Here is a 26,254-nt window from a genome sequence, read left to right as displayed (position 1 = left end):
TAACAAGTCTGCCAAGTTCAAGGCAATTAACGAACCAGTCAGGAGCGGTATACAACTTTACTCTCCCAAGCGGAAGAGTCATTACAGCTACTTCCTCCTCCAACACAGTTACTGTTCCGGTATCTCTTCCCAATGTAACGGTTGTAAACAGCGATAATCTAGACTATGCCGTATCTGGCGATACCGTTATTTATACGTCAGTCATTCGTAACAATGGAACGGTTGCTGTCAACAATGTTGTATTTAACAACCCACTTCCAGCGAATACCCCGTTTGTACCCGGAAGCGTCATTGTGAACGGGGTTTCATTCCCGCTCTCCAATCCGTCAGCCGGTATTCCAATCGGTACTCTAGCTCCAGGAGCGGAAGCTACCGTAACTTTTGAGGTGAGGATTACTATGCCGGTTCCTTCGCAGATTAGCAATCAGTCTACGGTTAGCTTTACATCAGGTACATTCTCGGGATCATCATCGTCCAACACAACAGTGACCCCGGTTATACAACCGCAGATCTCGCTTGTGAAAACGGCTAACACAGTCAATGCAACTGTTGGGGATACGATTGTCTACACAGTAACTGTAAGTAACGCGGGAAATCTTGAAGCCATCGTCACGTTAACGGACGCAATTCCTGCGGTGACTACCTTTGTACCCAATAGCGTCGTTGTCGCTGGAGTACCGCAACCCGGAGCTTCACCTGTAACGGGAATTCCGGTAGGAAATGTAGCTGCGGGAGTAACAGCTACTGTAACGTTTGCTGTTATACTGTCTTCCTTGCCAACACCTCAACAGCTGAGCAATTTTGCTACAGCATCATTTACGTTCACTCCGCCCGATGGACGGACATTAACCGGCTCAGCCACTTCTAACACACTTACATTCCCTGTGTCTGCTCCGAATGTGGCTGTGGTAAAAAGTACAGTATCTACAGCAGCAGCAGTTAACGATATAGTAACGTACTCTATTCTCGTCACGAATAGTGGTATTGCACCTGTAAGTAATATTCAGTTTTCTGATCCCATTCCTGCCGGTGCAACCTTTGTTGCAGGAAGTGTTACAGTCAATGGTGTTGTCCAACCGGCGGCTAATCCGGCAGGAGGAGTAGCGCTTGGCACACTGGCACCAGGAGCGAGTGCTACAGTTACCTTCAATATTAGAGTCAATGAAATTCCACCAGGAGGACAGTTAAGCAATCGATCGACAGTAAGTTTCACCTCAGGTGCATTCTCAGGTACGACCTTCTCCAATACAGTAGTGACACCTGTATTCCAGCCCATTCTGTCTGCCGTTTTAACCGCAAGTACACAGAATGCAACGGTAGGAGACACAGTCAGTTATACGGTAACGGTGAGCAATCAGGGGAATTACGGTGCTCAGATTAACTTGTCTGCAGCATTACCTGCGGGTACAATTTTTGTTCCCAACAGCGTTATTGTGAATGGTCAGCCATTACCAGCAGCCAATCCTGCAACAGGTATTCCAGCCGGGAATGTGGCTGCAGGTGCAACAACAACGATTACGTACTCCGTTGTTATTGATAGTCTGCCAACGCCACAGCAATTGGTTAATCAGGCTACTGTAGCACTATCCTTTACACTTCCAGATGGAAGAAACATTACAGGCTCGATTCAGTCCAATGTTGTCACGATTCCTGTGTCTGCTCCAGATATCGCTGTGGTTAAATCAACAACGTCTACGGCGGTCTCCGTTGGCGATACGGTAACCTATAGCATTGCTGTGCGGAATAACGGAATTGCGAGTGTTAGCAATGTCATATTTACAGATGCAATCCCGGCCAGTACGGCACTGGTGGCAAATAGTGTCTTTGTAGATGGGGTGTTACGTCCCGGAGCTAATCCATCAACTGGACTTTCACTGGGTTCTATTGCACCAGGTGCAACGGTAACCGTTGTGTTTAGCATAAGAGTGACGGCTCTTCCAGCGAGCGCGGTACTCAACAATCAATCGACTGTCAGCTTCACTTCGGGAGCTTTTTCTGCAACCACCTTCTCGAATACAGTAACAACGCCGGTATATCAGCCTATTTTGACTGCGGTCAAAACAGGAGATCAGGCTCTTGCTACCGTTGGGGATACCGTCGTGTACAGCATCGCCATCTCCAACGCTGGAAACTATGGAGCAACGGTGACGCTTACCGATACGATCCCTGCTGGCACCGAATTGGTTCCAAACAGTGTCATCATTAATGGAGCAAGTGCGCCAGGCGCTGATCCTGCATCGGGTATTCCTTTAGGCGTCGTTTCTACAACAACGATAGTAATGTTTTCGGTTGTCATCGTAACATTGCCACTCAGTCAGTCGATTGTTAACCAGGCTTCTGCAACTTTTTCTTATACGTTACCTGACGGTAGAACGCTTGGAGGAAGTTTGACGTCTAATACACTTGCAATTCAGGTATCCGCTCCTGATGTTACGGTTGTCAAAACAACACCTGCGACTGACGCTGTAGTGGGGGATACCATTGTTTATGAGATGGTCATAACGAACAACGGAATAGACCCCGTCAACAATGTGTTATTAACAGACCCTATTAGTCCAGCTGTAACTTTTATTACAGGGAGTGTGTTAGTAGACGGCGTTGTTAGGGCATCGGCAAACCCTGCGTTAGGCATAGCTATAGGCACGCTCGCACCAGGTGCTTCTGCTGCGGTGTCTTATACCGTACGAGTTAATACATTACCTACACCACCTCAGGTGAGTAGCCAGTCTTATGTAAGCTTCACATCTGGAGTTTTCTCTGGTGCTTCATATTCCAATACAGTCGTTACGCCAATCTATCAACCGATTGTTGCTGTGACCAAAACTGCCAGTACTTCAAATGCCACAATTGGTGATACCATTATTTATTCTTTCTCCTTAACCAATACAGGAAATCTCCCTGTCCAGTTAACATTGACCGACTCTATCCCAGATGGAACAGTATTGCTGCCGAACAGTGTGCTGATCGATGGTGTGCCACAACCTGGAGCTGATCCCAATACAGGTATTGTCGTAGGTACGTTGTCTCCAGGTGCATCTGTTAATGTGACGGTTACCCTTGGCGTAACGGTCGATTCGTTACCACAGAATCAACAACTTATTAACCAAGCTGTTGCGGACTTCACGTATAGCCCGCCAGATGGCCGCCAATTAACGGGAAGTGTTGTGTCTAATGTTCTTGTCATCCCTGTGTCAGCGCCGAATGTCGTAGTTGTCAAGAGTACGAGTGCGATTGATGCAGTGGTAGGAGATGTGATCACGTATACCATTGTTGTAACTAACAGCGGTATTGAAGTTGTTAACAACGTCGTGATGGTCGATCCCGTGCCAGCAGGAAGTGTGTTTGTACCAGGTAGCGTAACCGTGGATGGAGCAGCGCGTCCAACTGCGAATCCGAATACCGGAATTACACTGGGATCCATTGCTGCAGGTGCTTCGGTTACGATTACATTTAGGGTTGAGGTTGTGGTGATATGAGTTCGACTTCCGATTCGTGGTCACATTGGCTGCAGAATCAATCCATGGTTCGATTCAATTCAGGTACAACTGAACAAGAGCAGGTAGCTTATTCTAATACGGTCGTTACACCGTGGGTAGGACCAAGACTTGAAGTTCGTAAACAGTGCAGTGCCACAGTGGCAACATTGGGTCAGTCCTTGATCTATCTCATTGAAATTATCAATTCAGGCAATTGCACGGCTACGGTCTATGTATCGGATTCATTATCCGCAGATACCTCTCTGTTGCCAAATAGCGTACTTCGTGATGGGATTCCGTTGCCTGGATCATCCCCAGCACAAGGGTTGCCACCGAGTGAGATTGCGCCCGGAGCGAGTTTGCGGTTTCATTTTCAAGTCATGATTATCCGCTTACCCGAAAGTTTGAAGTTATTGAACCAGGCTCTTGTTCGTTATGAGTTTGTGACATCAGAAGGGAGAACGTACAGGGGGAGGAGCGTTCGAACACGGTGGAGGTCAGTCTTGTCTCCCCTCGTCTTGAGATTGCTCTGCAAGCAGACCATGTTCAGACTTTTCCAGGTGACATTGTAACGTATAACATCATTGTACGTAATCCTGGTTTTGTAACGGCGACAGATGCCCAAGTGACGGTTGTGTTGCCTTCAGGAGTTCAGTTTATTCCTGGAAGTGTTGTTGTGAATGACATGTTCGTTCCTCAGATGACACCAGAATCGGGAATTATAATTGGGGATGTGTTGCCAGAACGTTCAATACAGATTCAATACCGCGTGCAAGTGACAGCTGCGTTGGACACAGAAGGGGTTACAAGCCAGGCTAGATTAAGTTACATCTCAGCAGGACAGAGAGAAACGATCTACTCTAATGAAGCAACACTTGAGGTCATTCAGCCTCGTATCTCCATTCGCAAAACGGTAAATCCTGAGGTCGCAACGGTGGAAGACACGGTGTGTTATGACATTACGGTTGCGAACGAGAGCCGTTACGCCGTAGATGCAACAATGCTGGATGTGCTACCCAACGGAGTGAGATTTGTGGAAGGAAGTCTTGGGTGGAATGGAGTCAAAAGGCCAGGTGCTGATCCGAGTCGTGGATTCAACCTTGGAACACTGACTGCCCGCTCTACTATGCATATTCAGTTCGAGGCACAACTTATGGAGATGGATCAAGTGAATCCTCAGCAGCTTGAAATCGTGAATAAGGCACGTCTGCTCTACACGTTTCGATTGCCAGATTCGCGAAATGTGCAGCGAACCGTGATATCAAATGATGCAACGATTCAATTGAAGGTTCCTATAATCACAGTCTATGTGGAGGTGGCTCCGACACTTGTAGAAGCAGGGGGAGAGGTAGTCTTCCAAGTTCGAGTTGCCAATCACGGCAGTTGGCCTGCGCGTGTACAATTAACGAATATACTGCCACCGGGAGCTAGATGGGTTGGGCGTGCTCATGGAGAGCTGCAAATAAATATCCCGGAATACGCTACACCACGAAATCTACATTTAGGTGATGTGGAGCCAGGCGAGGAGAAGGATATTTCGTATGTTGTTCAAATTACACCCGATGGAGATATAACGAAGCAGCAAGGTACCCTAACCGCGAATTATTCTTATGAGTGGAGAGGTCAGCGCAGAGTTGGGAAGTCCCTTTCGAATGAGTATACGATTATTGTGGAGGAAAGAGATGAGTAGCACGAGCGAGGTTCGCAATCCATTTTTGCATGATTTGAGTCATAGGCTTGTTTCCAGAACTTGTTCGATATTTAGACCTTCGAATCTTCGCCAAAACAGTACACGAGCGTAAATGAATGGTATACTAATTGAATATGCCTGCAGTTACCCTGCGGATCGGGATATCGGATTAGTTGTAGAGGAGGCCCTATTTTGGCAAAAGCAAAAGTAGCAAAGCGACCCACGCGGGATGAATTTGAACTTGAGGAGCTGGGCAATCAACTCGTTGAAGCCTACCATGAGCGTTCAGAAGTATTGTTGACGGTGTGGGGGAAGGAAGAGCAGGTTCAAGGCGTTATTGTAAAGCTTGATTCACGTACTCGGCTGGTGCATGTAGAGCATACCGAAGAGGATTTTACGGCTAAGGTTCCTTTCTTGGATATAATGCGTGTAGATTCACCCAGATATTATTAAAATAGCCCATTATTTAAAATTGAGTATATTCGCCTAGTCAAAACCCTCCATCCTGCATAAGATAACCCATACCTGTTGCAGAGGAGGTACGGTCAATGAGCGAAGTATTAGGCGGAGACACAAGAGGCTACGGATACGGAGGTTTCACATCTGTAGGTGCCATTCTGGTTCTGTTCATCCTGTTGGTTATCATCTCCAAAGCGTTCTTGGTATAATTGCATAAAGGAACGAAAGTAAGCTCTGCCGCCGAGGCAGAGCTTTTTTATACTTCACTTATTGGATTGCCTTTCGATTACGACTAACCAGCCCATAGAGAATGACGATCACTACCGGATATAACACCGCCCAGCCAGCAAAAGGAAAAATAATCGCTGTAGCGATGAAGGAAATCCAGCTTATGATGACTCCAGTGCGATTACCTTTGAGCAATCGGATCCCCGCTGCACAACCTCCTAGATAGGTTAGGATGAAGGTTGCGTTCGGGAGCTGGATCAGTGTCGTTAAAGAAACAAGTCCCGAGCTATAGATACTGAGAACAAGGATAAAGCAGATGGCGAGAAAACCAAGTGCTGCAATCGGTGTATGGAAACGACCGGATAGACGTGTCAACCATTGTGGTGCAGCGCCTTGTCTTGCCAGTGCAAAGGCTACGCGAGAAGCAGCACCTGTATAGGCGATGACTGTCGCTGTACAGATAAATACACCTGTTAGACCTGCGATGAGACTTCCCCAGGAGCCAAGCGCTTGGCTAATAATCCAAACAAGGGAAACATCTGCTCCGCCATGCAGATAACTTTGGGTACCTACTGTGGCAAGAGCCGTTAGGAAATAGAGTATTCCAACAATAACGGCGGCAATGGTCACACCTTTGATTGCGGCTTTTCGGGGATCGGTAAATTCCTCAGAGAGATGAGAAACAGCCTCCCAACCGATGAAGCACCAGAATAATATAGCTCCGGCTTGTCCTACACTCATCCATCCATGTGGCATAAAAGGCTCGAAATGACTGGATTCCAGATGAGGCACGGCAAGAATAAAGGTCATGATAAGTACCGCAATGATTGCGATGACAACGCCGATTTGAACTTTGCCTGCGAGCTGCATCCCGACAATGTTGATGAGTAGCCCTGCCGTCAACATGGTCGCTGCAATGGCAATACGAGCACCTTCTCCCAAACCAAGCGCCGCCGTCATATATCCTGCACCGGTTAATGAAGCAACTGGAGCGCCGATGGGTACTGACATGAGGAAGAACCAGCCGACCATTGCTCCTGCTCTTGGGCCAAAAGCAAGTGTAACAAAATGGGATACGCCACCTGCGTTCGGGTAACGAGCGGAGAGCAGACCCATGGACAAAGCGAGTGGAAGGATGAGCAGTACCATACCTCCCAGGCTAAGAGTGATGCAGGCCCGGCCAGCTCGGCAGCAAGACCAGGAACGATTAAGACACCCGAGCCGAGGACTGCACTTACATAGAGTGCAACAGCTTGTGGCATGCCAATCGTTTTTTTGAGCTCGTTTGATGATTGCATAAGAGAGATGTACCTGCTTTCTAGATGAGAATAATGAACATATAACTATGACATTATATAGGAGAAACCATCGTTAAGTCATTGGCGAATTTTGTAGAAAAACGATGTTAGTTCCATGCACAATATGGTAAGATAGGAACATTCCTAGAGAAAGTAAGAGGTGTATTCACAATGAGTAAAGAACTGACAGAAGCGCTGAATGAACAGATGAACTTTGAGTTTTATTCAGCTCATGTATATCTTGCAATGGCAGCATATTGTTCCAGCAAAAGTCTAGATGGTTTTGCTAACTTCTTCATCGTACAAGCAGAAGAGGAACGTTTTCATGGTATGAAAATCTACAAATTCTTGAATGATCGTGGACAACGTGCGACACTTGCTGCACTGCCTGAGCCAAAAAATGAGTATTCTTCCATGTTGGATGTGTTCGAACATGGTTATGCCCATGAACAACAAAATACGAAAAAATTCTACAATCTGGCAGATATTGCATTGAATGAGCGTGAACACGCAACAATGTATTTCCTGAAGTGGTTCATTGACGAGCAGGTGGAAGAAGAGGCGTTGTTTGATAATATCATTCAAAAGCTTCGTCGCATCGAGAAAGACAGCAATGCGTTCTATATGCTAGATGCTGAATTTGCTAAACGCTCATTTACAGCTCCAGCAGAGTAATAGGTTCGATGGATTCGGCTCAAGTGATGTGAGAAATGTTTGAGATATTTGAGCCTGATCGCACATAGATCTACATACAAGAAGCCTGCGCTATGCAGGCTTCTTTGCGTTGTACCCTGAATTAATTTTACTGAGTCTATCAAATGGGTCAAATTAGGTTAATATGATAATATGTAAGTATTTATTTATCCTGCAGGGCATTATTCAACTCAAATCTATCATTTTCGTTTTATTTTTTCGGTTGATCTGACAAAAGTGTAACTCGACCGTAGCATTTAAAGCGAGATTGATAGGCATCTTTCTTGATAGAATTGGTGTTAATCGCCAAGGGATGCAGTGAGAGAAATTTCGACACCCGGGGAAATACAAGACACAAGGGAGACTTCAATTTATGTTACATATTCGCAGATCATGGATCACCGCACTTGCTATTTTACTTATTATTCCATTACTTTTACCACAGGCGGTTTCTGCCAAGGCTTCTTCCAAGGATAACGGAGCTAAGGCTAACAGCAAAATCATATATCTGACCTTTGACGATGGGCCAACTGCACATACAGGTCAGCTTTTAGATATTTTGGATCAATATCATGCCAAAGCTACGTTCTTCATGTTGGGACCTCACATGGAAACATACCCCAAAGCGACCAAACGTATCGTTGCTGACGGACACGGCTTAGGTCTTCATGGTGTAACACATGTTCCGGGCAAATTTTACAAAACACCGTATACTGCATTGAAAGAAATGCAACAAGCCAACGTTAGTTTGAATAAAGTAGCTGGTGTCAAAACAAGTTTGGTACGTACACCCTATGGCAGTAAGCCATATATGAAAGCTCCTTATCGGAACGTAATGCTTGCACAAGGTGGATTTCATATGTGGGATTGGAATGTAGACTCGGAGGATTGGAAATACAAGAAAGATCATCAGAGAGTATACAACAGTGTAATGAAGCAGATTCATAATGTGCAAAAAAGTGGAACAACTCCAATTGTGCTGATGCACGATCAGGAGGCGACTTTGAAAGTGTTACCGAAAGTGTTGAAAACACTGAAATCAGAGGGTTATCAATTCGAAGTGTTGAACAAAAGCGTGCAGCCAGTGAACTTCTGGAATGACAAACGATAAGACATACTAACCATTAAGAAATGACATTCACCAACGGATTAGAGGAGGAACACAACATGAGAAAACAAAAACGATGGGTCATTATTCCTGTTACGACAGCAGTTCTTCTTGCGCTTGCAGGATGCGGAGGTCAAGACACCAATACATCAGCAGCAGAGCAGACACCTTCGACAACCGCTGGGGAACAAATAGGCTCAGCAAATAACAGCACGGACCCGGCGGCTAGTCAAGGAAATGCGGGGGGAGCAACGAGTAACAATTCTACTTCTAGTGGAGATGCTTCTACTACATCTGATACAGAGACATCAGGAACGAAGACTGGAAGTGCAGGGACTTCACAGCATGAAGCTAGCATTAGCGATGTAGTTAAGGAAGTGCGTTCTCAGTCAAAAATGAAGAACGTTGTCTTGCCAACGGCATTCAATTTAGAAAAAGGCAAACACTTGGGAGCTTATATTGAGACCAATACAGCTAATCATTTTCAAGTGAACTTTTATGCTACCGATAAAGCTCTGCCAGTGAATGATCCATCACTTTCCTCCAGCGGAGGTTTAACATCACTGGCATCCTTCGAAGTCAAGAATGACAAGGATCCAGATTCCACGGGGATCTTCCCTGAAACGGATCTGAACAACATTCCACAGGAGATGACCGTTGATCTGGGTCACGGTATTAAGGGCATGGTTGAAGGTGCAGCAGGGAGCCAATACCTGACGTGGATGGAAGGTAGATGGACACTACAGATCCGCTCTGTATCAGAGGATAACATGAACAATCCGGGCATTGCGAAGAAGATGGTGGAGTATCTGGAGTCGCATACCTTACCAGCACCGAAAGACAAGGGATTCGTTAGCGTAAATTACCCGAGTGGCGGGAAATCGGTGAATGTCGTTATTTCATGGGAGAACGGTCAGCAGATTCAGCAATTGAAGACTTCTTTGGTACCTAATGAAGCACTTGGCATTGTGGCCTCTGTGAAATAAAGTCTGTTGCTCTAGTATCCTAAGGGGCGTGCATTCGATTTAATCGGATGGCTAAAGATCAAATAAAAAAGCTTGGCAGGCATCATGGGACTGATTCCCATCTCCTGACCAAGCTTTTATTTTGTTTTTAATGGGTTGAAGCGGTGCTTTCATTTAAACCAGCCCTTTTCTTTGGAGCGAGTAATGGCTTCAATACGGTTGCTTGCATTGAGTTTGTTGAGAATAATGGAGATATAGTTGCGAACCGTCCCTGTAGTTATAAATAAATGACCTGCAATTTCCTTGGTGTTCTTCCCATCAGCCATTAGACCAAGGACAGCATGCTCACGTTCAGTGAGTGGATTTTCTTCTACATAGGCTTCGTCCACTAAATCCGGTGCAAAGATTCGTCGTCCGTTCATCACTTGGCGGATGGCTTCAGCCAGCTCCTCAATTGGACTATCTTTCAATAGATAACCACGAACGCCACCTTTCAAAGCCCGCTCAAAGTAGCCGGTTCGTGCAAACGTAGTCAGAATAATAACTTTGCAGTTCAAACCTTTCATTTCTTCAGCGGCCTCCAGACCGCTTTTGACAGGCATTTCGATATCCATCAGGCAGATATCCGGTTTCAGCTCTTGAACAAGGCCAAGGGCTTCCTGACCATTACCTGCTTGTCCGACGACTTCCATATCCTCCTCCAGATTGAGCAGGGAAGATAAGGCGCCTAACATCATGCGCTGATCTTCGGCAATTACGATTCGGATCATTACTCTTCCTCCTTTATCGGTTTGCGAACCAGTTTAGGTACTTGAATGGCAATTCGCGTTCCTTCGATGTCGTCTCCAGAATGAATATCCAGACATCCATTGACGAATTCCAAGCGTTCTTTCATTCCCAAAATGCCGGTACCGCGCCGATCCTGTTTACGTGTTCGTTCTATACCTACGCCATTATCCTGAACCGTCAGAATATTGGCAGAAGGTGTTTCCTGAAGTCGGATGATGCATTCTGTTGCTTGACTATGCTTAACCACATTCGTAACAGCTTCCTTCAGACACATGCCCAGCACATTTTCGTTAAGCTGAGAGGTATCCTGCAATTTAGGATTGCCTTCCAATACAAACTCAATGGAGGCAGCCTTGAGAATTTGTTCGGCTCGGAATAATTCGTCTACTAATTGGGTGCCACGCATCGTTGTAACCATCTCACGTACTTCCTTGAGAGCTGTGCTTGCCGTCTGTCTCAGATCATTCAGTTCAATTTCAGCTTGATCTGGATTCATGCGAAGCAGCCGTTTCGCCAAATCGGTTTTGAGACCGATTAGGGAGAGCTTTTGCCCAAGGGTATCATGCAGATCACGTGCGATCCGTTGGCGTTCTTCCATTTTGACCAGATCATCCAGACGTTTATTGGCATTCTCCAATTGGCCTTCCAGTTGTTCACGTTTATTTTTGTTATACGTACTTACCGGAAGAAGGATAGAGGCCATGAGACAGATGAAGACAAACGGGAATTGACTAAGCAGCAATGAGCTCTGATTGATAAAGCCGTAGTTAATCGTGAGAAAACTGGTTCCTAGATTCACCGAATATAGTGTAACGAATCCTGCTTTATTTTTAATATTTCCAATAAAGAAAGCAAGGAACAGAGAGAAGTAAGCATAGTCATAGGCAATGGTCATCGTAATGGAGATGGCAATTAGAAATCCGATCCACATGTAGACCTGCCAGCCCTTGGTGATGAAGGCGAGTAGGTAGCAAACAAAGAACACTAGGATGATGACAATGCCAGTAACCAAAGTCCACAATTTAGAATATTGGGAAATATAATAGAATGGTAGAATGAAGAAAACAAGCCATACATAGGGGTTTAATCCTGTATTTTTATAAAAGAGTTGCGACCACTTCTGAATGAAATTCTCCTCCTTGGAACTATAGGGACTGCTCAAACTCAATGATTATTTGAACAACGTCTATAGTGTACTCAAACTTAGCCTGACTGTAGCACGACTTCGGTCTGAATACAAGAAAACGAATCTGACAGAGTTAAGGCTTCTCTGTCAGACCCGCTTGGTTAGTTACACGAATCGGTGGTTGAACATAAGGCTTGCGGGGAAGGCTCTTGATCTGTCTGAAACTAATAAATTGTTTAGAATCTTCATCCCACAGGCGGAAACGCAAAGCAGCTAGACTTGAACGCAGGGTAATCGTCGTCGCTTTTTGCAAAGGTGGTGTTGAATTATGTGCCTCTTCAAGGTAATAGTTCGGGACACGAGGACTCAGATGATGCACATGGTGGAAACCGATGTTGCCACTGATCCATTGAAGCAGTTTGGGCAGCTTGTAGTATGAGCTTCCTTCGACAGCAGCTTTGACATAACTCCACTCATCTTCATGCTCGAAGTATGTTTCTTCAAACTGATGTTGCACGTAGAACAACCAGATACCGAAGAAACCAGAGAAGAAGAAAACAGGTGTCTGCACCAGAACAAAAGCCTGCCAGCCAATCAACCAACACATGAATGCATAAAGACCAATGATCAGTACAGTTGTAAGGTGTGTATTGATGCGTTCTTTACGCCTTGCTGCCTTACGATTAAATCGGTAAGCAACGAGGAACACATAGAAGGGACCAATGCCGAACATCACTAGTGGGTTACGATAAACACGATAGAACAGGCGAACCCAAGGGGAAGCAGCTTGATATTCCTCCACGGTCATAATCCATATATCTCCTACACCGCGCTTATCCAGATTACTGCTGGTAGCGTGATGAATGGCGTGTTCGTTCTTCCATTGCAGATAAGGTGTCAGGGTCAATACACCAGTAATCGTTCCCAAAATGTCATTGGCACGTTTGCTCTTAAAGAATGAACCATGGCAGCAGTCATGGAAAATGATAAACGTCCGGAGTACAAATCCCGAAGCTACAAGAGCGATCGGTAATGTCAGCCAGTAGGATACAGATAAGCTATAGTATGCTGCAGCCCACAGCAATAATAATGGGATCAACGTATTCATCATTTGTTGGATACTTAATTTGAGATTGTTTTTTTCATAAGGGGTGACTTCTTTTTTTAACGCCATTTCTTTCGTTCTGCTCATTAGCGAATGTCCTCCTTCAATCATTACAACTTATCGAGCACGAACTCGAACTTTAAGTTGCAACTCTCGGTTCCCTGTTAGATTCTGTTTGGGAAGCGTTTTTATTATTGTAAGAGAATCAGTTCGTGACGGTAAGTCATAAACGTCATGTGTCATAATGATAAATATCAAGGATCAACCATGACATTTATCATATACAGATACGCTGAAAACACGATGTATTGGGCGGAAGTAAGCACGATTTGTAAATCCTTTGTACAATTTGTGCAACAGTTTGTATTTTGTATACAAATTTTGGCGGTGACATGGTAGAATCTATTTTGGAGTAAATCATGACAACTTATGAGATTGGAAGTATAGGTTGAATTTTTGATGGATTGGATGGAGTGCATGATGAAAAAGAGAATAACGGATATTTTATTTATTATGGCTGGTGCATTTCTGTTTGCGCTGGCTGTTAACCTGTTTGTCATCCCCAATGATCTGGCTGAGGGCGGCGTAACAGGGATTACAATTATTTTGTATTATCTCTTTGAGTGGTCACCTGGCTTAATGAACTTACTACTTAATGGGGTATTATTAATTGTTGGTTATAAATTTCTGGATAGAACAACGACGATATATACGATTGTTGCCGTCGTATTTAACTCATTATTCCTACATTTAACAGAGAGCTGGACGATTGATTCACATGAGCTCTGGATTAATACGATTTTTGGTGGACTATTTGCCGGTCTAGGGATTGGATTAATTGTAAGAGTAGGAGGAACTACAGCAGGTACTGTAATATTAGCTCGTCTAGCTAATAAGTACTTGGACTGGAATATCAGTTACGGATTATTGTTCTTCGATCTAATTGTAGCTTTCTCGTCTTTCTTTATTATAGGACCACAAGGATTGATGTGCACGATCGTGATGCTCTTTGTAGGTACCAAAACGATGGAGTTTATTATTGAAGGTTTGAATCCGAAAAAAGCAGTCACGATTATATCGACCAAGCAGGATGCAATTGCGAAGCAAGTGATTGAGAAGATGGATCGTGGGGTTACCGTGTTATCCGGTCATGGTTATTATACGAAAAACCCAAAAGAAATCCTGTACATTGTCATTAGTAAACAAGAGGTATCCATGTTGAAGAAAATCGTGCGTGCAGAGGACGAGATCGCTTTTATTACGATTCACGATGTACGTGACGTATTTGGTGAAGGATTTATTGAATTGTCTAAGTCATAATAGAATAAATATGAAAAATATAAGAGCTGTGGTGACTATACACCGCAGCTTTTGCTATGCATCAAGTGAAATAAATAGTATAAAATCTCAGACTAAATACCTAACAAAACGCTGTACACACCCCAATCCCGATGCTATATTGAATACAATTAGTTAATAAACTTAACTAACTATGAGAAGGGGGTGATTCAAGTCGCTGGTACACCGCAATACATACGCAATCTGAACGAGAATCTGATTATTGATGCACTGATTGCTCATGGGATGTTGTCTAGAGCGGATATCAGCCGGCAGACCGGACTGAGTAAACCTACGGTATCGTCGGCAGTTGAACATCTAATTGCACGAAATCTCGTGTTGGAAACGGGAAGAGCGGATAATGCGCAAGGACGGAAAGCCACGCTCATTCGTTTCAATGAACAAGCCTATTACATCTGCGGGGTTGATATTGGAGCTAGTCGAATTCGTATCGCTCTATCCAACCTGAATGGTGAACTCTTAGATTACCAAACCTATCCAATGTCTGTTCAGCAGTCAGAGTCTGGGCAAGGGGAACGCATACTCCAGACTCTTCGGAAACATTTGGATGAACTATTGAGACAGAATCATCTGAACTGGGACGAGATTCAATGTATAGGATTTGGTATTCCTGGTGTTGTCCTGCCTGGCTCAGGGGAGATCAGTCGAATTGTGGCTCCTCTAGCTGGGCTGGAACAAGCGTTGTCTCTAGAATCTCTATCTGCCGCTTTTCCCTGTGAAGTGATCTTGGATAATGACGTCAATCTAGCTGCGCTAGGAGAATACAGAGATGGGTCAGCATCTGATTCAGAACTATTTGTGTTTATTTCCCTTGGCGTGGGTACTGGTGCTGGCATTATGGTGAATGGTCAATTGCTGCGTGGCATGAGAGGGCTAACTGGAGAAGTAGCCGAGATGATGCAGGAGGGTCGAAGACTAGAGGACGTGCTGTCTGCTGGTGGTTTGATAGAGATGGCGGCCAATCTACTAGATGAAGCTCAGCTTCAGCATAACGACTCAAGAATCCTAGAGCTACGTAGCCAGCTGACTCCCGAGAAACTGTTTGAAGCTGCGCGTCTTGGTAACAGCTATGCAGTGGAGATTATCAGAAAGTACTGTCACATGCTGGCATTAGCGTTGCGAAATATCAGCGTGCTTCTTGCGCCACATTTAATTGTGCTTGGTGGAGGCATCGGAGGTAATGGAGATGTGTTGTTGCCTTACCTGAAAGAGATGATTAACAAACCATATCCTGCACAACCTGAACTAATCTGCTCCAAGCTTGAAGAACGGGCAGTCGTGACTGGAGCAGTGCATATCGCTTTGCAGCAAACGATGCTAAGGCTTCAACAAGAGACTGCAGAATGATTGACTGACAACAAGGATGAGAGGTAGGGACAGAGAATGAATATTTTTGACGGTAATACCCAAGGAAATAGACTCGAAGAACCTCTTCGCGCAACAGAGAGAGTACGTTCTCTTGATCAAACGGATGTATTAGATCGTTGGATCATAGGGATTGATATTGGTGGTACAAAAACATTGATGTTATTGTCATCGGAGAAACCGGGCAGTGAGGTACGGGAGCGGAAGGTTCCAACCTGTGCAACAGAGCAACCGGACGTGTTTTTCAAGTGGTTATTTGATGAAGTAGCAAAATTCTGTAGGGATAGTGGAATTGGAATAGAGCTGGTATCTGGAATAGGTATGGGTTTTCCTGGCGTTATCCTTGATGATGAAGGGATTCTGCGCAGTGCGCCAGCTTTCCAGTGGGCAGAGCAAGATATTAGACCTGTGATTGCTGCATATTTTGCAGGCGAGGTTTATCTCGATAACGATGTGAACATGGCAGCTATGGGTGAATATGATCGCGGTGCAGCTCAGGGGCATCGACATTGTGTAATGGTGACGGTGGGGACAGGAATCGGTTCGGCGCTTATTCTTAACGGACAATTATATAGTGGACAAGACGGAGCTGCAGGAGAAATTGGACATTTTATTGTTGGAGACGAAGGAATTGATCGTCAGTACAAGGCATCTTCAGATACATTTGGTGCGTTCGAGCTGAATACGTCAGGCACAGGCATTACGCAACAGGCAAGGCGTTATTTTACAGATGAACCTGGCAATACACACTCGTTACTTCATAGCCTTGCTGATGGAGACGTAAGCCAGATTGAGGCTCGGCATGTGTTCAAAGCTGCTGAAGCGGGGGATGTTGCCGCTCTTGAGATTCTGGAGGTGCCATTACAATATATGGCGAGAGGGCTGGCTAATATCGTCGCATTACTTAATCCATCTATTATTGTTGTTGGCGGCGGTGTAGCTGCTTCGAATCCTGATTATTACCTAAATGAGGTTCGCAGCCGTCTGAGTCGATATACCGCGCTGGCTACAAAAATCGTTGTCGCTGAACTTGGCAATACGGCAGGAGCCAATGGTGCATTGGCAGCCATCCGTTTGAAAGTGCTACAGCGATAATAGATAAATCTATTAAATATGGATCGGAATGTTATTCTGTCATTGGAGTGGTCAGATAAACGTTCTTATATTGAACTTATATAGAAAGAGATGCCATTACAGGATTAAAGGATGGAGATCCGGATGAGAAGACATATGAAGGCATACAGAGAAAGAGAAAAAGCCGATTCCAATGAAGCAAGGCATGTATTATTGAAGCTGCAAGGTCTGTATTTGTTTATGGGGCTTGCTGGAGGGATATTTAATCCCTATATTAATCCTATTTTGGTTGCACAAGGCTTCTCTAGTAAAGAGACCGGATTTATTATGGCGTTCGGTACACTTATATCCATAATCCTCCAACCGATATGGGGATTATGGTAGATAAGTTTAAAAAAACTCGCTTTGTATTAGTGCTAAGTTTGCTTGTTCCTGCGTTGTTAGCATATTTCTACAATATAGAAGTGTACATTATATTAATATTGATTTATACTTTATGCACTATATTTCAAGTGACTCAGATCCCTGTAGCTGACTCTTATGCAGTTACTGCGGCTAAGGCAGCCAATACTTCCTATGGTATGATTCGATTGTTTGGAAGTTTAGGTACAGGGCTTGGAGGATTCGCAGCCGGGATATACCTGTCCCAATTCTCCATTCATATGTTGTGGCTGCCTTTTCTAGTATTTAACGTGCTAAGTGCCGTTCTGGCCAGCACACTTCCCCGGCAAACCAGTATTTCTTCTTCCTCGGTGACCTTCTCCGTAGGATTAGCAAGATTGTTGCGTAACCGAACATTCCTTCTATTTTTAATCGGCTGTTTCCTAGTGAATCAAACGTTAACGGCGTTTAACTCTTTCTTTGTCATTTCATTTCAAATGGCAGGCGGCTCTGTAGCGATGACAGGTACAGCACTGCTTCTGGCCTCTATAACGAATGTGCCCTCGATGCTCGTTGCTGCATTCATTCTCCGCAAATGGGGACATGAACGAACCATGCTTTTGGCTGCAGGCGCGTATATGCTTCGTTGGGGTATTCAATGGCTCTGGCCAACACCCGAAGTGATGATCGGCATTCAAGTTTTACATGGGCTATCTTTTGGATTCTTTTATATCGCAGCCGTTGAATATGTAGCTTCTGTTACAGGACGGGAAATGCAAGCGACGGGTCAAAGTTTATTTAATATGGTATTTGCAGGACTTGGTGGCATTGTAGGTAATATGTTAAATGGTTATTTATTGGATTCAGGTGGGCCTTCGCTCATGTATTTGGCTTGTACAATCAGCGCAGCGCTGGGTGCGTTTATTTTGTTAATCGTTAGCAGGCAGGCAAGGACTCAGCAATCGTTGAACTGATGTAGAGGAAGAGAGCCCAACAATGGAGCAAAACCAACGGTTAGAAGCACGATCTACTTTTGTATTTAGAGCATGAAGTGGAAGGAGAGGATGCGTTTGAAAATACATCTGAAGCGGAACTGGTATTCTAAATGGTTATATTCGTATTTTCCTATTTTTTTGCTGACCATCTCCGTCTTAATTTTTCTCTCCTTCCTGATCGTTAATGAGCTCTCGCGCAACGAAACCAAAAAAGCCGATCTGATCTCAACCCGCTATATTGTGGATACATTGGAACGTCAACTTGGGGATATTGAACTTCGTTTACTTGAGGATATCGGCTCGAATAAAATGTATAGTCGTTTTCTGGAAGCTGGACAAGGGCAACTATCAACTCAATATATTTACGACGCCGCAAGTGGACTAGCCAAAATGATGGATCAGCAGGATATGATTCAATCCATTTATCTATATCGCACATCTGATTCTCAGATTTTGACCGCAAGAGGTTTGGTTCGTGTGGAGGACTTCGAAGATCGTGCATATATCGAGCAATCGTTGAACAGCCGCCAAAATCTAAGCTGGAATCTGCCCCGAGATTATAAAGAACGTTCGTTTGATACGCCAACCCAGGTCATTAGCATGAATAAGTGGTTACCTCTGCCTTGGGGTGGTGAAGGTTTACTCGTTATTTCAGTGAAAATGTATGCCGTAGAGCGTCAGATTGAAACCATGACGAATGATAAATTATCTTTTATTCAGTTAAAAGATCCTAGTGAGCGCATCATCTATAAGACTCATTCAACAGATGGCTCTGTCGGTGACGTTTTGAATCGAGTTTCATCTGACAATCTTGGCTTGGTCTTTGAGAGTGGTATTCAATCTGGGCAATTGTATGCTTGGGTATCCTTAATCTCTTATGTGTGGATTGGCATCGGTGTGTTCACCATAGTTGGCTCTGTCGCTGGGATCATCTACATTACTCGTCGTAACTATAAACCTATTCAATTGATGATGAATCGTATTCAGGCATTGCAACCACGCGCAGAAGAAGATGAGGCGGCGCCTTCGGTCAAGGATGAATTGGCTCTGATTGATCGGGCATTGGAACATCTTATAGCTCAGACGGTGGATTATGAGAAACAGCATCATGAAAATCTGCTCATACATCGCAGGCAACTTCTCGTTGATCTGATGGAAGGCGAGCGAATGGATTCATTTCGCCAGAGGTTACGTCATCTGGGGCCACTTGATGAACGATTCATGGAACCAGCGAGCGCTGCCGTATTGATTGCCGAAATGAATAGCGAGGATCTGTCGTCGAATCAGAGCATATTGAAGCTCGCGATTATGAATGTCGTGGAGGAGTTGGTTCACAACGAGTCCAATTTAGGTGCGTGGGCAGAATGGTTTGGCAATCGTAGACTCGTTGTGGTCATTACCTCGGATGAAAGTGAAGGGTTAGACCGTGAGATGTTGATGGAGCTGGCGAAACAGCTGCATATGTGGATTGCGGAACACTTTCGCATTCGATTCACCTTTGGAATTGGGCGTACTGTTGCGGGATGGTCGCAGATTACGCAATCTTATGCGAGCGCGGATGCTGGTTTGCAACATCGACTTACTTTAGGGAAGGATGCAATCGTGTTAAGTGAGCAATTGCCAGATCGTGCGGAACTGCAATCCTACAAGTATTTGCAAATGCAGGCCGACATTGTTCGGGAATTCAGATTAACCGGTGATGGTTGGCGGGCAAAATTAGACGAAATGTTTATTGCCTTTAGTGAAGATCAAACCAAAGATAATGAGATTCGTATGATGATTCAAGCTCTGATTCAGATGTTATCCCGTGAATTTGGCGATTGGTCTGAACGATTACAGGGGCAGTTTAATGAGGAAGTCCTAAATACGCTGCGTAGTGATATTCAACAGGCTGATACGTTAGTTCATATCCGAGAAGTTTTACTAGGTTGGCTGAAAGAGCTTTATCGTAACTATGTGTCTGTGCATGAGACGAAAAGCCATCGAGCGATGATCAACGAGCTTCGAACCTATATTGAAGAACATTTTGATGATCCTGATCTGTCGCTTAAACATCTTAGTGATCGTTTTCAAATTTCCGGTAAGTATGCAAGTTATCTGTTCAAAGAAGAATTTGATATGAAATTTGTTGATTTTCTAATGAAGTTGAGAGTTGAAAAGGCATGTCGACTGTTAACTGCGTCTGATGCAACCATTCAGGACATTGCTCAGCAAGTGGGATACGCAAATGCCATCTCATTCGGGAGAGTTTTCAAACGTATTACAGGGGTTACGCCTGGAGATTACCGCAAGCAGAATGGCAAACATGAAGGCTAAGGCCTCTCAACCTATGTTGCCAATTCATTTACGAGATCATATACAAGAACAATTACAGAGGTTAAATTACAATGCAGTAAGAATTACTGGCAAAGCATATTTTAAGAACGGAGACCACGGTCATAGGTGGTCTTTTTTTGTCTAGATAAATGCAATTGTTCTAAACCGAATATGACGAAGGTAGAAAATATCAGGTATATATCTAACATTTATGTATCATTAAATTGTATTATAAACTAACATATATATTACAATAAACTCTAGAAAATTGTATAAACACAGGATTTCAGTTTATTTTCAACGTAAATGAACATTTTGGAAGCGTTTGCTTACATTTGAAAATAGTTTATTGTGCTTTTCATAGTTTAGATGTAATAATTAGTGACATTCACAGGTGCAACAAAACGGGAGTGAACGTCGAAGCTGGCATGCTAATCCTGTGAATCTAATCAGAGTGTGTGCGAAAGGGGAAAGGTCAGATGAAGTTATTTCAAAAACGTTGGGGTAGAAAATCAAGTTCGGTTCTTGCAGTAGTCACAGCATTCTCTCTATTATTATCCGCGTGTTCGTCAGGAAGTGAATCTGCATCATCAACAGGTGGAACAGGCACGGGGGATAAATCAACGTTAAAAGTAGAAATATTTGACCGGGGTAACACACCTGCGGGTTACACAATCTCAGATAGTTATCTAACCCGTTTCATTCAAGAGAAGTTTGGCGATCCGAACAATATTGATGTTCAATTCGTTCCGGTTCCTCGCTCTGAAGAAGTACAGAAGCTTAATGTTCTCATGGCGAGTGGTTCAGAAGTTCCTGATATTGTATTCACGTACGATTCCGGGACATTTAATCGCTACGCTCAACAAGGTGGATTAACCGAGCTTACTGATCTAATTGACAAGAATGGCACGAATCTGAAAAAGCTTCTCGGGGATGAAACGCTGGCTTATGGTCAATACGATGGTCAGCAGTTCGCCGTTCCAGGCAAACGTCTAGTATTAGGTAAATATGCTTCATATGTCCGTCAGGACTGGTTAGACAAATTGGGTTTGCCTGCTCCACAAACGGCAGAAGAATTGCATGCAACGTTGAAGGCATTTAAAGAAAAAGATCCAGGCAATATGGGATCAAGTCTGATTCCATTCGGGATGTCGATTGCCTCTGCGCAATATGAGCCGTTACTCTGGTCTTTCATTGAACCATTGTCCGAAGAGCAGAAGTATACGCTAACGCAACAACTTGGTTCTAATGATTATCCAACCTTGTTACCGGGTTTCAAAGAAGGTCTGCAATATATGAATACACTTTATAACGAAGGATTAATGAGTAAAGACTTCGGACTCGACAAAGACAAGAAGAAACTGTGGGAAGATGTATCGAACGGGAAAGTTGGTTTTTACTCTGAAGATGCAGGGGAAATTTATATCTCTGGTACTTACAAGAACCTGCAAACCAATCAGTCCGATGCTGTAATGACCCCAATCGATGCATTCCAAAACTCAGAAGGTAAATTTGCTAAACCGGCATACGCGCCCAATGCAATGTATGTCATGATTCCAAAATCAAGCCAAAATGCAGAAAATGCGATGAAGTATCTGGATTGGATGGCTTCAGGCAACAATCTGTTTGATCTGCAATTTGGTGTTGAAAATGAAAACTATGAGCTCGTAGACGGTGTACCATTGATCAAAGACGACGCTTCACCAGAAATCTCCGGTCGTATCTACAATTCAGGTGATATTGCCATTATCGTTAACGGAAAGTATGTCGGAGATGACAAGAAAAATGAAGAAGCTTACGTTGTTCAGGTGGAATCGAAGTATCGTGATGATATGCGTAAGTCAGTGGCGATCTCGAATACAGATACGATTCAGCCTGTGCGTTTCCCTAAACCTATTGAAGCCGAAGCAAAGTATGGTAATGGACTAAGAGATAAGTTCCAAGAGTTTATTGTAAAAACAACCATTGCTAAGCCGGCCGATTTCGAAGCGACGTATGACAATATGATGAAGGATTATATGGCAAGTGGTGGTCAGGCTATTCTGGATGAGCGTACAGCAGCCTACAACGAGATGAAATAATTCGAGCAGATTACTGCTCCATCTAGATGAAGAATGACAGAGACAGGATCCGGAGAGCAGTAATCCCACAAGATGCTGACTTTCCGGAACATGTCTGACATGGGGGGAAGAGTTGATGAAGAACGGTACGTATCTCCGTAGAAACTGGCAATTGTATGCCTTGCTCCTGTTGCCCATGATTTACTTTATTGTTTTTAAATACGGGCCGATGTACGGAGTGCAGATCGCTTTTAAAGATTTTAACTTCTTTCAAGGTATTGCTGGCAGTGAGTGGATTGGTTTAGATGCATTTCGAGAAGTGTTCCAGAACCAGGATTTCTACGATGCTCTCCGTAATACCATCATGCTGAACTTTTTAGATCTCATTGTGTCTTTCCCGGCACCATTAATATTGGCGATTCTGCTTTTCGAATTAAAGAAGGCTTGGTTCAAAAAGATGGCTCAAACGTTGCTGTACATCCCGCACTTTATCTCCTGGGTTATTATTGGGGGATCGTACTTCAAGTATTCGGTACACAGTCAGGTTTCATTAACAACGTGTTAATGAGCTTTGGATTGGATCCGCTACCGTTCTTGAGTGACAAAAACTACTGGCTCATCACGTACCTGGCGGTTGGGGTGTGGCAGAGTGCAGGCTGGGGAACCATTCTGTATTTAGCGTCCTTAACGGGAATTAATCGGGAACTGTTTGAAGCAGCGGAAGTGGACGGTGCGAGTCGTATACGCCGAATCTGGCATATCTCACTGCCTGGTATCAAAACAACCATTGTGACCCTGCTCATTATCAATGTTGGTAACATGATCTCTATCGGTTTTGATCGTCCATTCATTATTGGTAATGTCGCTGTACGGGAATATTCGGATGTACTCAGTACATTTGTATATCGTATTGGACTTCAGTCCGGTCAAGTGACTCTAGCGACTGCGGTAGGTTTGTTCCAAGCGATTGTCGGACTTGTCTTCATTCTGGGAGCTAACTATGCATCGAAGAAACTGACGGATGAGAGCATTATGTAACGAATGAGCAATTCAATTTATTGAATTGAGTGTGAAATTTCATTTTCTTATAGCTGAAGAGTAAGGGGTGGCAGGCATGTCTGAGAACACAGCCAATCGGATTTTTAACACGGTGAACGTTATTCTTATTATCATTGCGATGGTACTGTGTCTTGCGCCATTCATTCACATTATTGCCATCTCACTTAGTTCGAACCGGGCGATCGGTTCGGGGGAGGTTTCATTTTTCCCAAAAGAGTTATCCTTTGAGGCTTACACGAAAGTGTTTGCCGATACGTCGATGATTCGTTCTCTCCTATACACGATATGGTTAACGGTATTGACCACGGTGCTCAGTATGGTTATGACGATTGCAGCAGCATACCCGCTTGCTAAGAGCAGTCTAAAAGGACGTAAGTGGTTCATGCTAGTCATCGTCGTTACCATGTTTTTCAGTGGCGGAATTATTCCAGAGTACATTCTGATTAAAAACCTTCACTTACTGGATAGCACATGGGGACTGGTTCTACCGGGTCTGATTAGTCCATTTTATATGATTATCTTGATTACGTTCTTCAAAGGCATCCCGGAAAGTCTGGAGGAGGCTGCCCAGATCGATGGAAGTACACATTTTGGCACGCTGTTACGCATCATTTTACCTCTGTCCTTGCCGGTGATGGCAACACTAAGTCTGTTCTATGCCGTAGGACGCTGGAATGGATTCCAGGATGCGCTGATGTATATTACCAAACCTGACCTGTTTCCACTGCAATTAAAAATGTATCAGATGATTCAGCAAAACCAAATTACTGAATTGATGCAGAACGAAGGCATAGGTTCCGTTAAAGTGCTTCCAGAAAGTCTGAAAGCAGCCAGCGTTATCTTCTCCACACTACCGATTTTGCTCGTCTACCCTTGGCTGCAACGGTACTTTATTAGTGGAGTTATGGTAGGGGCTGTAAAAGGCTAAATTCTTGAGGGGGATGCGCATTGAAGATGACAGAGCAAGTGTTAGAGCATATGACCAAAGCGCAGCAACATCTTGTGAATCAATCGATGAGTTACATGGGTGGTCTATATATTGATGATGCCAAACTCATTCAAAGTTACGAGAACGCTGGAGAGCTCGACTCACGGGGAAGTGCCCATTACGCCTTGGGGCTCCTTCTTCGGAACCACGATGGGGATGTGCATCGTGCAGAGCATGTGATTCGAAGTGTGCTTGCTCTGCAATATGATGCTCCAGATGAAATATATCATGGGACATTTCGAACTCGCCCAGATGTGACAGATCCACCGAGGGGTAACTACAACTGGAAAGAGTTTGCGCCAGGGACTGCCTATTTTTTGGAGCGTACTTTTGAAAAAGTGTCAGCTGAGTTTATGGATGAACTGTGGAGCGATGAATCCATACTGAACAAATCCGCAGAGCGAAAACATGTGAAGAGATTGTTCCAATCCGCGATGGATCAGGTTTTGCCTCCTGTATGGAAAAGTTATGATCCCAATTGGCGTGAATTTATTGCCTGTGCTTTTGCTGTCATTCTTTCTGAATTCTCTCACAGGTTACCCCAGCAGCTAATAGAGCAAATGGAGTATGCAATGAAACTGGCTGTTGCCGCTTCAATGGATCGCCGTGAATCGGATGTCATTCCGATGAATACGAATATTGAACTGATGCATATCTTTATCACGCATTTCTACGGACATCGATTCAATGATGCAGATTGGATTGCCCATTCGGATCAGCAGGCTGAACGTATGTTGAATGAATTCATGGTCTATGAGAGCTTCGCTGAGTTCAATTCCACCACCTATTATGGCGTCGATCTCACAGTACTTCGGATGTGGAGAAGGTATGGAAGTGCTGCGCGGTTTGTTGAAATTGGTCGTATTGTCGAAGTTGGGCTATGGAATAATATCGCTCTGTTCTACAACGCTAATTTGGAAAATCTGTCCGGTCCGTTCGCCCGGGCTTATGATATGGAGATGACAGCACACAGCTCGGTGGGCATGTTCATATATCTCCTATTAGGAGAAGAGTATATGCACTTGGCTGATGTTAACTGTGAAGTGGAGCATGGACCTTTAATTGCATTAGTAGGAGTAGATGCACCGATAGAGGTGATTCCTTTTTTGAAGGAACATCAAGGAAACCGACTTGTGCAGAAGCAATTTATTGAATTATGTGAACGCAATGAACCTACATCGAATCGTAATCTGTGCACTGCAAAAGCGTGGATTGGTGAGAAGCGAATGATTGGTGCGATGTCGGGTAGTCGCAACACCAATGGACAGATGTTTCCTGCTACGATCCATTGGCAATCGGATCAGGGTCATCGATATGATCTACGGTTAACGCGCCGTGAGGTCGGGGAGAGCTGGAATACACATCTCCGGGGAATCACATTTGAAGCTGATCTGACGGAAAATTCCTTAATGATTGAGGTTAGTTTAGAGACAGCGGATGAGATTGATATTTATTTTGAGATCAGAGGTTCATTCATAGGAAAAGACAACATTCAAGATCACCAATGGAGCTTGCCAAGTTTATTGTGTGCAGTGACGGCTGAAGCGCCTGCTCCATCGGTACTTATCTATCCAGATTATGCCGAAATCATCTATCGTTATGTACCAGGAGTTACTTCCAATAAAATGAAATTTGATTTGAAGTTTCAATAGCTAACTATTGCAACGGTGATCACTGTTCAGCTGAACGTTATGTAGTTGAATATGTACGAATGGTTAAA

The 26,254-nt window shown here is 44.1% G+C and carries 18 protein-coding genes and 3 pseudogenes; 17 read left to right on the top strand and 4 right to left on the bottom strand.

The annotated features are described in order from the left end of the window. Positions 1-8: 8 nt before the first annotated feature. The 5 genes from DMB88_RS31410 (at position 9) to DMB88_RS18040 (ending at position 5,834) form a co-directional block, all read left to right on the top strand. Positions 9-3,476: a beta strand repeat-containing protein gene (locus DMB88_RS31410; protein WP_368028377.1), complete on the top strand. Its 3,468-nt coding sequence runs from the start codon at positions 9-11 to the stop codon at positions 3,474-3,476. Beyond that, complete coding sequence (locus DMB88_RS18055) at positions 3,473-4,048, top strand: DUF11 domain-containing protein (protein WP_128102474.1); 576 nt, start codon at positions 3,473-3,475, stop codon at positions 4,046-4,048. The genes DMB88_RS31410 and DMB88_RS18055 overlap by 4 nt, the downstream gene beginning before the upstream one ends. Further along, positions 3,967-5,166, top strand: coding sequence for a COG1361 family protein (locus tag DMB88_RS18050; RefSeq protein WP_128102473.1), 1,200 nt, complete (start codon positions 3,967-3,969; stop codon positions 5,164-5,166). The genes DMB88_RS18055 and DMB88_RS18050 overlap by 82 nt, the downstream gene beginning before the upstream one ends. 192 nt (positions 5,167-5,358) lie before the next feature. After that, entirely contained in the window at positions 5,359-5,619 is a 261-nt protein-coding gene (locus DMB88_RS18045; RefSeq protein ID WP_128102472.1) for a YolD-like family protein, read from the top strand. A gap of 95 nt (positions 5,620-5,714) precedes the next feature. Further along, the gene (locus DMB88_RS18040; protein ID WP_056692350.1) at positions 5,715-5,834 is read left to right on the top strand and encodes a hypothetical protein; all 120 of its coding nucleotides are present in this window, start codon (positions 5,715-5,717) and stop codon (positions 5,832-5,834) included. Between the two features lie 58 nt (positions 5,835-5,892). Here DMB88_RS18040 and DMB88_RS18035 read toward each other — a convergent pair. Next, positions 5,893-7,151, bottom strand: a pseudogene (locus tag DMB88_RS18035) (amino acid permease). A gap of 171 nt (positions 7,152-7,322) precedes the next feature. Between DMB88_RS18035 and DMB88_RS18030 the strand changes: the two are divergent. From DMB88_RS18030 to DMB88_RS18020, 3 genes are all read left to right on the top strand, one after another. Continuing rightward, positions 7,323-7,826, top strand: a complete 504-nt coding sequence (locus tag DMB88_RS18030; protein ID WP_056692344.1) for a ferritin — start codon at positions 7,323-7,325, stop codon at positions 7,824-7,826. A gap of 391 nt (positions 7,827-8,217) precedes the next feature. Beyond that, complete coding sequence (locus DMB88_RS18025) at positions 8,218-8,955, top strand: polysaccharide deacetylase family protein (protein ID WP_128102471.1); 738 nt, start codon at positions 8,218-8,220, stop codon at positions 8,953-8,955. Between the two features lie 56 nt (positions 8,956-9,011). Then, positions 9,012-9,938: a hypothetical protein gene (locus DMB88_RS18020; protein ID WP_128102470.1), complete on the top strand. Its 927-nt coding sequence runs from the start codon at positions 9,012-9,014 to the stop codon at positions 9,936-9,938. A 149-nt stretch (positions 9,939-10,087) separates the two neighbouring features. On the opposite strand, the gene DMB88_RS18015 is transcribed toward DMB88_RS18020, so the two are convergent. The 3 genes from DMB88_RS18015 to DMB88_RS18005 all read right to left on the bottom strand — a co-directional run bounded on the left by DMB88_RS18015 (position 10,088) and on the right by DMB88_RS18005 (position 13,024). After that, a complete protein-coding gene (locus DMB88_RS18015; RefSeq protein WP_128102469.1) occupies positions 10,088-10,687 on the bottom strand; it encodes a response regulator transcription factor in 600 nt (199 codons plus the stop codon). Further along, positions 10,687-11,832 carry a sensor histidine kinase gene (locus tag DMB88_RS18010; protein ID WP_128104498.1) on the bottom strand — a complete coding sequence of 382 codons (1,146 nt, stop codon included), beginning with the start codon at positions 11,830-11,832 and terminating at the stop codon, positions 10,687-10,689. Before DMB88_RS18010 ends, DMB88_RS18015 begins: the two co-directional genes overlap by 1 nt. A 133-nt stretch (positions 11,833-11,965) precedes the next feature. After that, positions 11,966-13,024 (bottom strand): Delta(5) desaturase DesA, encoded by a 1,059-nt coding sequence (locus DMB88_RS18005; RefSeq protein WP_128102468.1) that lies wholly within the window; start codon positions 13,022-13,024, stop codon positions 11,966-11,968. Positions 13,025-13,417: 393 nt separating this feature from the next. On the opposite strand from DMB88_RS18005, the gene DMB88_RS18000 reads away from it, so the two are divergent. The 9 genes and pseudogenes from DMB88_RS18000 to DMB88_RS17960 all read left to right on the top strand — a co-directional run bounded on the left by DMB88_RS18000 (position 13,418) and on the right by DMB88_RS17960 (position 26,186). Continuing rightward, positions 13,418-14,257: a YitT family protein gene (locus DMB88_RS18000; RefSeq protein WP_128104497.1), complete on the top strand. Its 840-nt coding sequence runs from the start codon at positions 13,418-13,420 to the stop codon at positions 14,255-14,257. A 183-nt stretch (positions 14,258-14,440) separates the two neighbouring features. Beyond that, positions 14,441-15,643 carry an ROK family transcriptional regulator gene (locus DMB88_RS17995; RefSeq protein WP_128102467.1) on the top strand — a complete coding sequence of 401 codons (1,203 nt, stop codon included), beginning with the start codon at positions 14,441-14,443 and terminating at the stop codon, positions 15,641-15,643. A 36-nt stretch (positions 15,644-15,679) separates the two neighbouring features. Next, entirely contained in the window at positions 15,680-16,756 is a 1,077-nt protein-coding gene (locus tag DMB88_RS17990; RefSeq protein WP_128102466.1) for an ROK family protein, read from the top strand. Positions 16,757-16,867: 111 nt separating this feature from the next. Next, positions 16,868-18,090 (top strand): annotated as a pseudogene (locus DMB88_RS17985) (MFS transporter). A gap of 96 nt (positions 18,091-18,186) precedes the next feature. Next, the gene (locus DMB88_RS17980; protein WP_164848729.1) at positions 18,187-20,427 is read left to right on the top strand and encodes a helix-turn-helix domain-containing protein; all 2,241 of its coding nucleotides are present in this window, start codon (positions 18,187-18,189) and stop codon (positions 20,425-20,427) included. A gap of 479 nt (positions 20,428-20,906) precedes the next feature. Beyond that, on the top strand, positions 20,907-22,508 hold the full coding sequence (locus DMB88_RS17975) for an extracellular solute-binding protein (RefSeq protein WP_128102464.1): 1,602 nt from the start codon (positions 20,907-20,909) through the stop codon (positions 22,506-22,508). A 115-nt stretch (positions 22,509-22,623) separates the two neighbouring features. After that, a pseudogene (locus tag DMB88_RS17970) lies at positions 22,624-23,525 on the top strand (ABC transporter permease). A gap of 76 nt (positions 23,526-23,601) precedes the next feature. Then, entirely contained in the window at positions 23,602-24,474 is an 873-nt protein-coding gene (locus DMB88_RS17965) for a carbohydrate ABC transporter permease (protein WP_128102463.1), read from the top strand. Between the two features lie 26 nt (positions 24,475-24,500). Continuing rightward, positions 24,501-26,186: a hypothetical protein gene (locus tag DMB88_RS17960; RefSeq protein ID WP_128104496.1), complete on the top strand. Its 1,686-nt coding sequence runs from the start codon at positions 24,501-24,503 to the stop codon at positions 26,184-26,186. Positions 26,187-26,254 lie beyond the last annotated feature (68 nt).

It is taken from the genome of Paenibacillus sp. DCT19, assembly GCF_003268635.1.
GTDB lineage: Bacteria > Bacillota > Bacilli > Paenibacillales > Paenibacillaceae > Paenibacillus.
Note: the sequence above shows the minus strand (reverse complement) of the source record. Positions and strands in the feature narration are given on the sequence as shown.

Excerpts from the sequence above, each read along its gene's own strand:
- DMB88_RS18055 (WP_128102474.1), top strand. The coding sequence starts at position 3,473 with ATGAGTTCGACTTCCGATTCGTGGTCACATTGGCTGCAGAATCAATCC.
- DMB88_RS18040 (WP_056692350.1), top strand. The coding sequence starts at position 5,715 with ATGAGCGAAGTATTAGGCGGAGACACAAGAGGCTACGGATACGGAGGT.
- DMB88_RS18030 (WP_056692344.1), top strand. The coding sequence starts at position 7,323 with ATGAGTAAAGAACTGACAGAAGCGCTGAATGAACAGATGAACTTTGAG.
- DMB88_RS18025 (WP_128102471.1), top strand. The coding sequence starts at position 8,218 with ATGTTACATATTCGCAGATCATGGATCACCGCACTTGCTATTTTACTT.
- DMB88_RS18020 (WP_128102470.1), top strand. The coding sequence starts at position 9,012 with ATGAGAAAACAAAAACGATGGGTCATTATTCCTGTTACGACAGCAGTT.
- DMB88_RS18015 (WP_128102469.1), bottom strand. The coding sequence starts at position 10,687 with ATGATCCGAATCGTAATTGCCGAAGATCAGCGCATGATGTTAGGCGCC.
- DMB88_RS18005 (WP_128102468.1), bottom strand. The coding sequence starts at position 13,024 with ATGAGCAGAACGAAAGAAATGGCGTTAAAAAAAGAAGTCACCCCTTAT.
- DMB88_RS18000 (WP_128104497.1), top strand. The coding sequence starts at position 13,418 with ATGAAAAAGAGAATAACGGATATTTTATTTATTATGGCTGGTGCATTT.
- DMB88_RS17990 (WP_128102466.1), top strand. The coding sequence starts at position 15,680 with ATGAATATTTTTGACGGTAATACCCAAGGAAATAGACTCGAAGAACCT.
- DMB88_RS17975 (WP_128102464.1), top strand. The coding sequence starts at position 20,907 with ATGAAGTTATTTCAAAAACGTTGGGGTAGAAAATCAAGTTCGGTTCTT.
- DMB88_RS17965 (WP_128102463.1), top strand. The coding sequence starts at position 23,602 with ATGTCTGAGAACACAGCCAATCGGATTTTTAACACGGTGAACGTTATT.
- DMB88_RS17960 (WP_128104496.1), top strand. The coding sequence starts at position 24,501 with ATGACAGAGCAAGTGTTAGAGCATATGACCAAAGCGCAGCAACATCTT.